This is a genomic window from Pseudomonas sp. BR20 (assembly GCF_050780135.1).
In the GTDB taxonomy this organism is placed as follows: Bacteria; Pseudomonadota; Gammaproteobacteria; order Pseudomonadales; family Pseudomonadaceae; genus Aquipseudomonas.
Genome location: NZ_CP172012.1, coordinates 3,899,511 through 3,913,468 on the forward strand (window position 1 = coordinate 3,899,511; position 13,958 = coordinate 3,913,468).

At 60.0% G+C, this 13,958-nt stretch carries 10 protein-coding genes; 3 read left to right on the forward strand and 7 right to left on the reverse strand.

From position 1 onward, the window contains the following. Positions 1-40 precede the first annotated feature (40 nt). From ACHPFG_RS17945 to ACHPFG_RS17970, 6 genes are all read right to left on the reverse strand, one after another. The gene (locus tag ACHPFG_RS17945; protein WP_431700020.1) at positions 41-2,566 is read right to left on the reverse strand and encodes an acyl-CoA dehydrogenase; all 2,526 of its coding nucleotides are present in this window, start codon (positions 2,564-2,566) and stop codon (positions 41-43) included. Between the two features lie 290 nt (positions 2,567-2,856). Continuing rightward, a complete protein-coding gene (locus ACHPFG_RS17950; RefSeq protein WP_431703490.1) occupies positions 2,857-4,272 on the reverse strand; it encodes an outer membrane protein transport protein in 1,416 nt (471 codons plus the stop codon). Between the two features lie 129 nt (positions 4,273-4,401). Next, positions 4,402-4,905 carry an alkane oxidation protein activator PraB gene (gene praB / locus ACHPFG_RS17955; RefSeq protein WP_431700021.1) on the reverse strand — a complete coding sequence of 168 codons (504 nt, stop codon included), beginning with the start codon at positions 4,903-4,905 and terminating at the stop codon, positions 4,402-4,404. Positions 4,906-5,027: 122 nt separating this feature from the next. After that, positions 5,028-5,522 carry an alkane oxidation protein activator PraA gene (praA, locus tag ACHPFG_RS17960; RefSeq protein ID WP_431700022.1) on the reverse strand — a complete coding sequence of 165 codons (495 nt, stop codon included), beginning with the start codon at positions 5,520-5,522 and terminating at the stop codon, positions 5,028-5,030. Positions 5,523-5,640: 118 nt separating this feature from the next. Continuing rightward, positions 5,641-6,921 carry an alkane 1-monooxygenase gene (locus ACHPFG_RS17965; RefSeq protein ID WP_431700023.1) on the reverse strand — a complete coding sequence of 427 codons (1,281 nt, stop codon included), beginning with the start codon at positions 6,919-6,921 and terminating at the stop codon, positions 5,641-5,643. A gap of 294 nt (positions 6,922-7,215) precedes the next feature. Further along, complete coding sequence (locus ACHPFG_RS17970; RefSeq protein ID WP_431700024.1) at positions 7,216-8,205, reverse strand: alpha/beta fold hydrolase; 990 nt, start codon at positions 8,203-8,205, stop codon at positions 7,216-7,218. Positions 8,206-8,480: 275 nt separating this feature from the next. Between ACHPFG_RS17970 and ACHPFG_RS17975 the strand changes: the two genes are divergently transcribed. From ACHPFG_RS17975 to ACHPFG_RS17985, 3 genes are read left to right on the forward strand one after another with little or no spacing between them, the layout of a single operon-like run. Continuing rightward, a complete protein-coding gene (locus ACHPFG_RS17975; RefSeq protein WP_431700025.1) occupies positions 8,481-10,019 on the forward strand; it encodes a flavin-containing monooxygenase in 1,539 nt (512 codons plus the stop codon). Next, positions 10,016-10,906 carry an SDR family NAD(P)-dependent oxidoreductase gene (locus ACHPFG_RS17980; RefSeq protein WP_431700026.1) on the forward strand — a complete coding sequence of 297 codons (891 nt, stop codon included), beginning with the start codon at positions 10,016-10,018 and terminating at the stop codon, positions 10,904-10,906. The genes ACHPFG_RS17975 and ACHPFG_RS17980 overlap by 4 nt, the downstream gene beginning before the upstream one ends. 15 nt (positions 10,907-10,921) lie before the next feature. Next, positions 10,922-11,755, forward strand: a complete 834-nt coding sequence (locus ACHPFG_RS17985; RefSeq protein ID WP_131699322.1) for a metal-dependent hydrolase — start codon at positions 10,922-10,924, stop codon at positions 11,753-11,755. Here the strand turns inward: ACHPFG_RS17985 and ACHPFG_RS17990 are convergent. Then, positions 11,752-13,827 carry an EAL domain-containing protein gene (locus tag ACHPFG_RS17990; RefSeq protein WP_431700027.1) on the reverse strand — a complete coding sequence of 692 codons (2,076 nt, stop codon included), beginning with the start codon at positions 13,825-13,827 and terminating at the stop codon, positions 11,752-11,754. The genes ACHPFG_RS17985 and ACHPFG_RS17990 overlap by 4 nt on opposite strands. Positions 13,828-13,958 lie beyond the last annotated feature (131 nt).

Here is a 13,958-nt window from a genome sequence, read left to right on the forward strand (position 1 = left end):
TATCGGGAGCACGCCCCCTCCCACATTGACCGCGTTTGTCCTAGTTGACCGAGGCGTTTTCGCTTTGGCTGCTGCGGCGTTTGGGCGCCGGCTCCAACGCCTGCTTGCGCTGCTGCAACGCCTCCAGCAAACCGAAGTCCTGGGGGAAGTCATCCACCTGGATAGCGTGGTCGGCGTATTCCACATAACGCGCCAGCAAGGCGTCTTCGTCGTCGCTGATCAGGTCCAGCGCCCGCGCCTTGACGCGCCAGGGGGTAAAGGCCGTGGTGGAGATCGGCATCGGTTCGAGCAGGCCTTGCTTGATGGCCGGTTTGAGTCGGGCGTCGATCAACTCCACCTGCGGCAACAGGCGGAAGCCCAGTTCGCCATAGGCCAGCTTGTCGATTTCCGGGCGCGGAATGTAGGAATTGGCCAGCAGGCGGTCGCGGGTTTCGCCGGGGGTCTGCACCACATCGGCCACCTGGGCCAGCAGGTGGTCCGAGGGTTTGCGCAGCGGGATACCGAACGGGAACGTCAAGCCTCGCAGCACCGCAGCCGCCGCTGTGGAGGGGTAGTTATCCAGCACTTCGGCGAGGGCTTCATGGGCACGCAGCAACGCGTCCTGTGCCGCCCAATGCACCAGCGGCAGGTCTGTCTGGGGCCGGCCGTCGTCCTCAAAGCGCTTGAGCACGCAGGACAGGATGTACAGCTGCGACAGAATATCGCCCAAACGCCCGGTGATACTTTCCTTGCGCTTGAGGGCACCGCCCAGCACGCCCATGGAAATATCCGAGACCAGTGCCAACACCACCGACAGACGATTGGCCTGGCGATAGTAGGTTGCCAGAGCCGGGTCGGTCTTGGCCGGTGCGGAAATCAGCCGCCCGCCGGTCAGAGAATGCACCGCCGCGCGTACGGTGTTGGCCAGCACAAAGCTCACATGACCGAACATCGCGCTGTCGAATTCCTCCAACGCCTTGCGCCGATCCGGGTTGCGGGCGGCCTCCATTTCCCGAAATACATAGGGATGGCAGCGGATCAAGCCCTGGCCATAGATGATCAGGCAGCGCGTCATGATGTTCGCGCCTTCCACCGTAATGGCGATGGGGCTTTGCTGGTAGGCGCGGGCGAGGAAGTTATTGGGGCCCATGCAGATGCCCTTGCCGGCAACAATGTCCATGCCGTCGTTGACGATCATCCGCGCGCGTTCGGTGACGTGGTACTTGGCGATGGCCGAGATCACCGAGGGTTTCTCACCCGCATCCAGGGACGCCACCGAGACCTTGCGCACCGCATCGCAGGCATACAGGTGCCCGGCCATGCGCGCCAGCGGCGCCTGCACGCCTTCGAACTTGCCGATGGGCAGGCCGAACTGTTTGCGCATCGCCGCATAGGCCGTGGTACCGCGCACCGCGACCTTGCCGAGGCCGACGTTGGCCGACGGCAGGGAAATCGCGCGGCCGGCGGCCAGGCATTCCATCAACATGCGCCAGCCATTGCCCACTTGCTCGCGGCCACCGATGACCCATTCCAGCGGGATGAACACATCCTTGCCGGTGGTCGGACCGTTCTGGAACACCGCATTGAGCGGCCAGTGGCGACGGCCGCTGTTCACGCCTGGATGGGAGGTAGGAATCAGGGCGCAGGTGATGCCCAGGGAACCTTTTGGCCCCAGTAAACCGTCCGGATCTTCGGCACGAAACGCCAAACCGAGCACCGTGGCGATCGGCCCCAGGGTGATATAGCGCTTGTCCCAGGTCACGCGAAAGCCCAGCACTTCCTGGCCTTCATGGGTGCCTTTGCAGACGATGCCCAGATCGGGAATCGCCCCGGCATCGGAGCCCGCATACGGGCTGGTCAGGGCAAAGCACGGGATGTCTTCGCCACGGGCCAAGCGCGGCAGGTAGTAATTGCGCTGGGCGTCGGTGCCGTAGTGCAACAGCAACTCGGCCGGGCCCAGGGAGTTGGGCACCATCACCGAAATCGCCGCCGCCGAGCAGCGCGTCGAGAGCTTCATCACCACCTGCGAGTGCGCATAGTGGGAGAAGCCTTTGCCGCCGTACTGCTTGGGAATGATCATGCCTAGGAAGCCGGCATCCTTGGTGTACTGCCAACCTTCGGGGGACATGTCCTGCCAGACCTGGGTGGTTTCCCAGTCGTTGGCGATGTCGCACAGGGTTTCCACTTCATTGTCGAGGAAGGCTTGTTCCTCGGCGCTGAGGCTCGCCGGGGCGGCTTGCAGCAGGCGCTGCCAGTCGGGCTTGCCGCTGAACAGCTCGGCGTCCCACCACACGGTGCCGGACTCTATCGCGGCACGTTCGGTGTCGGACATCGCCGGCATGATCGTGCGAAACAGGCCGAGGGCCTTGCTGGTCAACAACGTGCGGCGCAGCGGTTTGAGGGTCATCAGCAAAGCCGGTAACACCACCAGCACCGCCGCGACGGTGGCACCAAAAGCCGCCACCACGTTGAACAGGTAACCAATCGCCAACCAGACCAGGCCAGCGCCCAACCACAGGGTGGCAGCGGCTTGTCGATACGCCAGGGCAATCGCAGCTGCGAAACCCACCAATAACCAGATAACCATGGGGATACCTCTACTCGATTCAGGGCGTGGTTTACGTGCGGAAGGTCGGATTGACCTGCGGCGTAAAGCCACACTACAAACTTGGAAAGCTAAATTCAAATTTTGTTTTGAAATTTTTATTTAATGCTTGGGCGAAAAAATGGGTGGCTGAACCTGTCAGCCGAATCAATGCGTATTGAACGAATATCGGAACGGGCCGCGTGGGCGACCCGCTCGTTGCGCTACCGGTGTGAAACCTGCAGAAAGATGCGCTGACTGCGGGTTTCTCAGCGGCATGGCGTGACGCAGGATCAGAAGTTGTAGGTGACCCCCAGGCTCACGACATCGCCATAGGCATCGGCCTTGCCGTCCAGAGTTGCACCCCCAAGACGATCCTGGTTCTGGGTTTTCAACTTGGCCTTTTCCACAAACTGGTGGGAGTAGGAACCGTCGATGCCCAGACCTGGAATAGCCCTGATTTTGTAACCGAAGCCCAGCGAGGTGAAGATCCGGTCGCCATCCGGGATACGAGGGTCGCGGGTAGAGTTACGGGTAGGCGTCTGGTCCGTCGCCACACCGGCGCGCAACGTGAAATCATCGGTGAGCTTGTAGTCGCCGCCGAGGGAGACCATCCAGACATCCTTGTAGTTGTAAGGGATGGCGACGATGGTCGAACCCTCAGACTTCAAGGTCAGGTTTTTGAATGAAGACCATTGGGTCCACAAGACACTGGCACCGAGGGTAAAACGATCATTGAACTGGTGAACCCAATCGATCGCTGCGCTGGCAGGAACGTCCAATTGGGCGCTGGCTTTACCGTTCATCTGAAGGTTCAGACCTGGATACAAAATGCCCGGCAATCCCCCCTCGATCAGGCCCTTGGAGCCTTCGTCAGCGTAGATGTTGTATTTGCCTTCGAGTTTGTTCTTGATCTTGGCGTGGTAGTTCAACCCCAGGGTGTCTTGTGGGGTTGGCTTCCAGGCCAGGCCGGCAAACCAGCCCACCGAGGTATTGTCGACTTTGACTCGCATCAACGAATAGCCTATGCCCGCAGGGAATGGAATCGAATTCGGAGCAAGTGCAGCGGCGGCATAGAGGTCAACGTTCTGGCTGACGAACCCTTTGGTGTGCTGAACAATCGCGCCACCGCCGATGGAAAACTCATCGTTGACCTTGAACGAAAGCGACCCCGTCAAGCCAACGGTTTCGATACGCGTGTCAACCGCGAAATCCCTTCCTTTCCAGTCATTGTCCCAAGTGGTACGCGCGCCCATCGGCACAACCTGGCTGAGACCAAAGGCGAAACGGTCACCGATGGGCATGACCATGAACCCAGTCGGCACCCATGCGGTGAAACCGCCTTGTCCTCCATCACCTTCGCGGGGCACGGAATTGAATGCAAAGGTATCGGGGTCAACGGTCGTTGTCGAAGTGGGGTTGCCCGCATAGTCTTTGGCGGTACCCTTGTAGTGGATATTGATCCGCGCGTAGTCAATGTTGAGCTGCGAAATATTGTGATCAATGAACGCCATCGCCGCCGGGTTGTTATAGGCCGATGACGGATCATCTTTGAACATCGAACCACCACCGAATGCGCGGCCCCAGCCTTCCGCCCCGAACGTCGGAGTAGAGAACCCGCCGGCTTGCGCACTGCCAGTTATAACCATCAGGCCGCCGATAACGGCCAGACTCATTAACGTGCGTGCGTGTGCTTTCTTATTATTCATGCCCCACTCCTTCAAGTTGTTAAGCACCGACATCGTTTTTTTTACGAACCCGGCTTACCTCAGCAAGTGCCTCTTGCGAGGCACCTGCCTGTTTCAACGTGTGATCATCACGTCAAGTACTCAGCGTACTTATGGGCTAACGGTAAACGCCGGAGTTGGAACGGCGGTGAGGGCAGTAATTGAGCAAGCGCCCACGGGTTGAGGCGTGGAAATGCCCAGCGTGTTGGTGGAGTTCTTCCAGTTGACCGCGATGCTCACCGGCGTAGAGCTGCAGTCGGACGAGATTTTGAATTTCACACCCGAAACAGTGCCGGTGAACGCATCAGGCCCCGTGCCAGCGACGGTCAGCGGCCATGGCAGGTTGCTCAACACCGGAACACCGCACAGCGGGTTGGAACCGCTGACCGTGGCGCCGGTAATCGAGGCACCTGCACCACCACTAGCCACGGTGCCGGTGAAGATAATGTTGCAAGTGACCGGGATATTCAGGGACGCCGGCGACTTTACGGTGATGGAGCCCGCCGTGGTAAAAGCGGCACCGGCAGGTGCAATGGTCGCCGCATTGGCCATCGAAACAGCGCCGAAGCACAGAGCAAAAGAAGTTGCACAAACGAGGGTTTTCAAGCTTTTCATTGTTTTTCCTCACATGTAATGGCGAGTCATTCGCCAGGGGGTAATGGCCATGAACGAGAGGTCACGGTGAAACTGCAGAACTTCCCTTTCCAGCCAAATTTCAATTCAATTACCGCAGCACGTTATTCAACAACTTTGAAGTTTGGCGGCATCTTGATCGACACCGTCTTGATCTTGCAGTCTTCGCCAATCGGTACATTGGCGGCTTCCAACTTGCCGGTGGCGTTATCCCAGGTGCCATCGGCGGTAGAAGGCCCGCACTTGCCGCCCAGGCCGAAGGCGTGAACATCGACGCTGATCTTCGACATGGAACCGCTCTTGGTATCTTTGGCGACCAGAATCCACGGCAAGTTGATGGCTTCGACCCGGCTGCATTTGAGGCCGCCGTCGAATTCGACTTTGTCGACATTGACCGAGGTACCGTCAGGCGCCACTTTGCCGGCGACCTTGATGGTGCAGTCGGCACTGATCAGCGCGCCTTTGGAGAAGCTGATCGGGCCTTGGGCGGTAAACGCGCTGCCGGCCGGTTCGATACGTGCGGCCTGGGCCTGGTGATAGGCGATCAAGCCCAGCGCGGCCAATACGATATGGGTGGTGAACTTGGCAGGTGCTTGCATGGTGTACGTCCTTCCCTTTAATTATTTTTGTTCGGGTCAAAGCACTTTCTCTGGGCGATAAAATCCTGCGCGGCAATCAGGCCCCGAGCACACAACAAAAACTAAGTGTTATTTCAGATCAAAACGGCTTGGCACTGCCGCTGTACTTTTCCAAGTACTTCAAACGCTGTGAAGGTTGAAGATTGGTCAGGGTTATATCCCCGGCATAATGATTAAGGACTCGATGATCCATGCGCCTCCGCCACAAGTACGGCACATAGGCCCAGACAATCATGCTCGCGTAGCCATAAGGCAGTTGTGGCGATTCATCAAAATGACGCAACGACTGATAACTACGGGTGGGGTTGGCATGGTGATCGGAATGCCGCTGCAACTGGAACAGAAAGATATTGGTGACAATCCGATTACTGTTCCAGGAGTGCCGAGGCGAACACCGCTCATAACGACCGTTGGGCAACTTCTGGCGTTTAAGGCCGTAGTGCTCCACATAGTTCACCACTTCCAGCAACGAGAAGCCGTAGACGCCCTGGATAACCAGGAACGGAATCACCGCTGCCCCCAGCCAGGCAATCATGGCGCCCCACAACACGACGCTGTACATCCAGGCACTGAGTACAGCGTTTTTCCAGTGCCAGGCCGGCAGGCCGATTTTGCGCAGGCGCTCGCGTTCCAGGTTCCAGGCCGAATGTGCGCTGAACCACACCGAGCGCGGCAGGAAGGCCCAGAAACTTTCACCCAGCCGCGAGCTGGCCGGGTCTTCCGGCGTCGCGACGCGCACGTGATGGCCACGGTTGTGTTCGGTGTAGAAGTGCCCGTAGAACGTCGGCGCCAGAGTGACCTTGGCCAGGAACACTTCCAGGGCATTGGGCTTGTGCCCCAGTTCATGGGCCGTGTTGATGGCGATGCCGGTGGCGGCGCCGGTCGACATGGCCATGCCCAGATAGGTGAACCAACTCGGTTCGCCATGCAGTTGCGTACGGTCGGTGATGTAACCGGCGGCGTGGGCCAGCCAGCTGGAAGGCTCAAGGTTGGCGGTGGCATGCAACAGGCCGCCCTGGATGATCCAGTCGATGCCGCCGGCGGCCAGCCATCCGGTAATCACTACCGACGAGATGACGAACAGCACACCGGTGTAGACGATCCAGCGGTAGTAGCTTTGGGATTCAAGGTGGTTGACGGCAGATTCGGGCGGGTTGCTGACGTCTTCGCCGAGCAGGCCGTCGATCAGGGGGATCAGGCCAAAGATCACCAGTACACCGACCCACCACAGTTGTTGAATGCCGGTGGTAATGGCGAGTGCGCCGGACAACAGAGGGGTAGCCAACGGCATGATGCCCAACCACCACAGGTGGCGTTTGCCGTCGGTCCAAACGCTTGGCGCTGCCAGAGTCTGGTTCATGGCAGCCTCCGTGACAGGCAGGTGGAAAACAGGTTCAGGGAGCACTGGATGCTCCGGGAAATCAACCATGCGATAAAAGACGTTTTTTTCATTTTTATTCGCTCTTAGGCATTTCAAAAATCATTTCAAAATAAATATTGAAATATTTTTTTAAATAAATAACGCGGAACCGTTAGGTCGTCAACTACTTTTTCGAAGCCTTTTTGGCGTGACCGAGCAGTCTCTTTTTCAGCCGTTTAGTCAGGTCTCTAGGGCAGGCATTAGCAACGCTCGACCTCACAATGAGGGCCACGATTATTTGTTCGCCAAGGCAAAGGGCGGATGCAAGACCGTGGCCGTTTCCACTGGGCGCACGCGCTTGGCCACGTGCAATACGGCCTCGACCACCCGCGCCGTGGCGGTGATCGGCAGCATGTGGCCGCGCCCTTCCACCACTTGCAACTTGAGGCCTGGCACTTTATCGGCGAGGGCCTGGCCATGGGTGCGAAAGTCCAGCACCTTGTCCCGCGCGCCATAGATCAGGCCGATGGGCAGGGTCAGTTGGGGGTAGCGCTTGACCATCCCGGGCAGGCAGTCGTTGACCAACGCAATCTCGCTGGAGGCAGCGTAAAAGTTGTCGGGGCGCATCCCCAGCAAGCCGCCGCCCCGGGTGGCGAAATCCGCGGGAGCTGCGTCCGGCGCAAACACGCCCTTGACCACGGAACGTCGGGTCAACAAGCCCATGGGCACGGTCAGGGTGTTGGCAACAAAGCGTCGCAACCAGGCCGGTCGTACCGCCAGCGACCAGAACACCAGCGGCAACATGGGTTGGGGATGGGTCAACGGTGCCACCAGTACCAGGCCCGATACAGCCTCGGGATGATCGAGGGCCAGGGCCAGGGAAATCGCGCCGCCGAGGGAATGCCCCAGCACCACAGGCTTGTCCAGGCCCAGCTGGTTGATGAAGGCCGCGACTTGCCGTGCCTGGGCCGGCAAGTCCGCAGCGGTACCTTTATGCCGCGTGGAATAACCCGACCCGGATCGGTCGAGGGTGATCACCCGAAAGTGCTCACGCAACTGGCCGGACAAGGCATAGGTCAGGTTGCGACTGCTGCCCATCAGCCCGTGAATCATCACCAGGGGTGGGCCCTTGCCCTCTTCCACATAATGAAAGCGCTCGCCATCCACCTCTACGAAGCGCCCGTTGATTGGAACAGCGGCTTCGATGCGCCGTGTCATCCAGGCGCTGAAACCCCATAGCACCGCACTCACACCCGCCGCAGCGGCAACCCACTCCACAGCCATAGCTCGGTCCTCAGCTTCCCTGTTGCCGGCGACCTGACCGGAATTGATCAAGGCCTCGGCCAACGTCCACACCCTGGACCTGACGGCGTGCGTACCACGCTCGTCCGTCGGACAAGTCGCACACAAGGCACAAGTTCCTAGCGTAGGCGCTATTTTCAGGTAGATTATTTAAAATCTTTTTTAAAATAATTAATTCAATTTTTCTTTGCAATGGTGTTCTATCTAAAAGACAAAACAAAAACAGGAGCACATCCGATGCCCACGAAGGACCGCCTATGAATGCCCACAGTGATTTCATCGACATCGCCATCATCGGCTCTGGCTTTGCCGGCCTGTGCATGGCCATCAAGCTCAAGGAAGCGGGGTTCACCCACTTCTTTATCGCCGAGCAGGCCGATACCCTCGGCGGCACCTGGCGGGACAACCATTACCCAGGTTGTGCCTGCGATGTGCAGTCCCATGTGTATTCGTTTTCCTTTGCGTCCAACCCGGACTGGACTCGGCAGTTCGCGCCGCAAGCGGAAATCCGCGCCTACCTGGAACACTGCGCTGCGCGCTTCGGGTTGGCGCCGTACCTGCGCTTCGGCATGGGTCTTGAGCGCGCGGTGTTCGACGACCAGCAACAGCGCTGGCAGTTGAACTTCAGCGATGGTCGCCAGGTGAGCGCGCGGGTGCTGGTATCCGGGATGGGCGGGCTGTCGCGTCCGGCGCTGCCGGACATACCGGGGCTGGAGAACTTCAAGGGCAAGCGTTTCCACTCCCAGCAGTGGGATCACGCGTACGCCTTGAAAGGCAAGCGCGTGGCGGTGATCGGCACCGGTGCCAGTGCCATTCAATTCGTGCCGCAGATCGCGCCGCAGGTGGCCCACCTGGACCTGTTCCAACGTACCCCGCCGTGGATCATGCCCAAGCCCGACCGAGCCATTTCGTCCTTCGAACGTTGGATGTTCAAGCACCTGCCTTTCACCCAGCGCCTGGTGCGCGCTGCCTTTTACTGGGCCCTGGAAGGCCGCGTGGTGGGCTTTTCCCTGCACCCGCGCCTGATGAAAATGGTACAGAAAATCGCCCTACGCCACCTGCACAAACAGGTGGCCCGCCCTTCCCTGCGCAAGACCCTGACGCCGAACTACACCATCGGCTGCAAGCGCGTGCTGATCTCCAATGACTACTACCCGGCGCTGTCGCGCAGCAATGTCGAGGTGGTCACCGAGCCGGTGCTGCGCATCGAAGCCGACGGCGTGATCACCGCCGACGGCCTCAAGCATCCGGCTGATTGCCTGATCTTCGGCACCGGCTTCCAGGCCACCGACCCGCTGCCCCGCGACTGCATCATCGGTCGCGACGGCGTGGACCTGATGGACACCTGGCGCGACGGTGCACACGCCTATAAGGGCACCACAGTGCCGGGCTATCCCAACCTGTTTCTGATCATCGGGCCCAACACCGGCCTGGGCCATAACTCGATGATTCTGATGATCGAGGCGCAGGTGACCTACATCCTCGACGCGCTCAGGCAGATGCAGCGCCATCGCATCGCCACGGTGGACGTCAAACCGACGGTGGAACAGGCCTATAACCGTCAATTGCAAGACAAACTCAAGCGCACCATCTGGAACACCGGCGGTTGCCAGAGCTGGTACCTGGACCCACGTACCGGCAAGAACACCACCCTGTGGCCCGCGTCGACATGGCGCTTCAAGCGGGTCACCCGGCAGTTTGCACTCAAGGACTATGTGGTCGACCTGTTGCCCCTCAATACCCCGCTCCGTCCGGAAGCGGCGCCCCACTCCAGCGCAGAAGGCAGCCTCTCATGAAGTCATTCAACGGCCGCGTGGCGGCGATTACCGGCGCGGCGTCCGGCATGGGCCGCGCATTGGCCCTGGCACTCGCGCGCGAAGGTTGCCACCTGGCACTGGCGGACAAAAACGCCCAGGGCCTGGAGCAAACCCTGGTACTGATCAAGTCCTCAACCCTGGCGCCGGTGACGGTCACCACCCAGGTGCTGGATGTTGCCGACCGCCAGGCCATGGAGGCTTGGGCGGCGCGCTGCGTGGCCGAGCATGGCCAGGTCAACCTGGTGTTCAACAACGCAGGCGTGGCCCTGTCGAGTACCGTCGAAGGCGTGGACTACGCCGACCTGGAATGGATCGTCGGCATCAATTTCTGGGGCGTGGTCCATGGCACCAAGGCGTTCCTGCCACACCTCAAGGCCAGCGGCGAAGGCCATGTGATCAACACCTCCAGTGTATTCGGCCTGTTTGCCCAGCCCGGCATGAGCGGTTACAACGCGACCAAATTCGCCGTGCGCGGCTTTACCGAAGCCCTGCGCCAGGAACTGGACCTGCAACGCTGCGGCGTCTCGGCCACCTGTGTACACCCGGGCGGTATTCGCACCGATATCTGTCGCAGCAGCCGTATCGACGCGAACATGACCGGCTTCCTGATCCACAGCGAACAACAGGCCCGCGCCGACTTCGAAAAACTCTTCATCACCGACGCCGACCAGGCCGCCAAGGTGATCCTGCAAGGCGTACGCAAGAACAAGCGTCGTGTGCTGATTGGCCGCGACGCGTATTTCCTCGACCTGCTCGCCCGTTGCCTGCCGGCGGCCTATCAAGCGCTGGTGGTGCTCGCCAGCAAGCGCATGGCCCCCAAGCAACGCAGGCCAGTGTTTGAAACCAACGACGAGCCCCGTCTCTGAACAGGAGCACGAATTATGTTGCCGATCCGCCGCGACCTCCATTTTGCCCTGCCCGCCGAGCGCATCACCGACTGGCACGAACAGGGTCCGTTCATCACGCATTTCTTCAATGCCTTGTCGCTGCTGTTCCCCCAGGGCGAGCTGTTTTTCATGGACAGCGTGCGCCACTACCGCCAACGCATCGACGACCCGGAGCTAAAGAAACAGATCCAGGGATTTATCGGCCAGGAGGCCATGCACAGCCGCGAACATGTGGCCTACAACGACCTGATGCAAGCAGCCGGACTTCCGGCGCACACCCTGGACCGTCGGCTGAAGTTCATCCTCGATCTGCAGAAGAAACACTTCGCGCCGTCGTTCAACCTGGCGATCACCATTGCCCTTGAGCACTACACGGCGATGCTCGCGGAGATCCTGCTGAGCGATCCGTCACGCTTTGGCGATTCGCTCAAGGGTTACCAACAGATGTGGTATTGGCACGCCTTGGAAGAAACCGAACACAAAGCCGTGGCATTTGATGTGTGGAATACGGTGATCGAGCCTGGGCCCAAACGCTACCTGCTGCGCACGGGCGCCATGCTCACCACCACAGTGTTTTTTTGGCTGGTGGTGCTGGATTTTCATGTACGCCTATTGATTGCCGACCGCAAGGCGGGTGGGCACCTCAAAGGCTTCTGGCGCATGTTGAAATTTCTTTATGGTCCCAAGGGCGTTTTCCCACGCATGCTGCGGCCGTGGCTGCACTACTTCAAACCCGGCTTTCACCCCTGGGATCACGACAACCGTGCACGCCTGACGGGTATCGATAGCTTGGTCGAGGAGATCGAACAGACCCAGCGCGGCTACTAGACCTGCGCCATCGCCGCACGCTCGCGCACAAAGCCTTCCAACTGATCGCCCGGCAGCGCCTTGCTGAAATACCAGCCCTGAATGATCAGCTCGACGCCGGTGTTCAAGAAGGCCAACTGCTCGGCGGTCTCCACGCCCTCCACCACCACGCCCAGGTTCAGCGCTTCGCAGAAACGCAGCATGCCAGTCAGGACCTGGGCGCCCTTGGGATCGTGCTGCGCCACCACGAAACTGCGATCGATCTTGATGAAGTCCACCGGGAACTGGTGCAGGTAACTCAAGGCCGAAAACCCGGTGCCGAAATCATCGATGTAGACCTTGGCGCCGATGGCCTGCAATTTCTGGATATTCTGCCGCGTGGCCGGGATGTCACTGACCAGCGCGTCTTCGGTGATCTCCACCGACACCTGACCATGGGCCTGGGCGAGGATCTCCACCAGGCGTTCGCCGTAGGCGGCGTCGGTCAGGGTGGCGCTGGAGATATTGATGGTCATCGGCAGAGCAAAGCCGAGCTTCTGCCATTTCTGGTACTGGCGAATCGCCTGGGATGCCACCCACACATCCACGTCCGGCATTAACCGAGCCTGGGCCAGCCACTGCAGGAACTCCCACGGTGAATGCACCGTGCCCTGCGCATCGCGGGCGCGCATCAGCGCTTCGCAGCCCGTACACAGGCCGGTGCGGGTCGAGACCTGCGGCTGGTATTCAAGATAGAACTCATAATCGCTGATCTGCTGGATGCGGCTCAGTTCATTGGCCTGGCGCGCCACGGTCTTGTGGGAGGCCAGGACCGGGTCCAGTTCGCGCAGTCGGCCTTTTTCTTCCAAGCCGCGGAAGGTCATATCCAGAGACTTGAGGTACACCGTGCCACCTTCGGCAGCCTGGCGATGAATCGCGCGCACATAGGGTGCGTACACCAGCGTGCCCAAGCCCAATAACGCCAGTTGCAGCGCTACCGCCGCCAGGTCGCCGTGGGTACTGAGGTAGGCATTAAGCAGTACCGGCGCAGTGAACGGTACACTGGCTACCGCCGGCGACACCCACCCCATCTGCACCACCGTCAACGCCACCATGGCGTTGACGGCGGGCACTAACAGAAACGGTATGAACAAGCGCGGGTTGAGAATGATCGGCAAGCCGAACAGCAGCACCTCGCTGACGTTGAACAGCGAGAGCGGCAAACTCGCCACCGCCAGCAGACGCATGGACTGGCTCTTGGAAAACAGCAGGATCGCCAGCAGCAGGCACAACGCACCGCCCGAGCCGCCGATAAAAGCAAAGCTGCCCAGCAGGCCGCTGTTCAACACATACCTGATCGGCTCGCCCGCCGCCGACGCCGCGTTATTGAGCACCACGGCCTGGTCCAGCACATCAAACAGTGGTTGCATGGCGTAGACGCCGTGGATCCCGAAAAACCACAGCAATGAGTTCATCAGGGTCACGAACAAACCGCTGCCATAGGGCGACTCCAGAGCATCCAGCACCTGAGGCCCCTGGAGCTGCGCCACAGACGGAACCTGCAACAGCGAGGACAGCACCACCACCAGCAACAGGGCCGTGATGAGGCCTGGCACCACCATATTGATCGTGCCCCTGAGGTTGTGCCCCACCAGGTCCTCGTTGACCAGGCGGGTCCAACGGAAACGGTGCAGCCAGGCAATGGCCGGCACATTGAGCAACGGCGAGGCGATAGCAATGAACAGCACGAACGTCGCCGAGGCTCGGGGGTATTCGCGCAGTATGAACGTCGCCACCACCACATGAGCCAGGCACAGGAATGCCACCGGCAACTGTGGCAGGCGGTGCTGGATAGCCAGCATGTAACCGATGGAGGCGGCAACCAGCAGCGGGATCACTGAGCTGATCTGGTTGTGCAACCCGGCCAGGAATGTCACTACCTGTGGGTCGAAGCCCAGCACTCGGGCGCATTCGGACAGGATCAGAAACCCTGCCGACACCAGCAGGCACGGCAGGATCCACAGCAGCCCTTCACGGATGGCACGCAACGACTCGGTGCTGGCCAAAGCCGCCAGGCGCTGAGTAAGGAAAAGTTTGAATAGCGTTTGCGCCATGCCCCATCCCTCTGCCCATCGCTCTCTGCCCCCAGGGGCAGGCCCAAAACCCCTGTAACGCTACACGCCCTGATGCCGTGAGCGAAAGACTTTTGCCACACTACCGGTCATTATTCCAAATCAATTTAGGC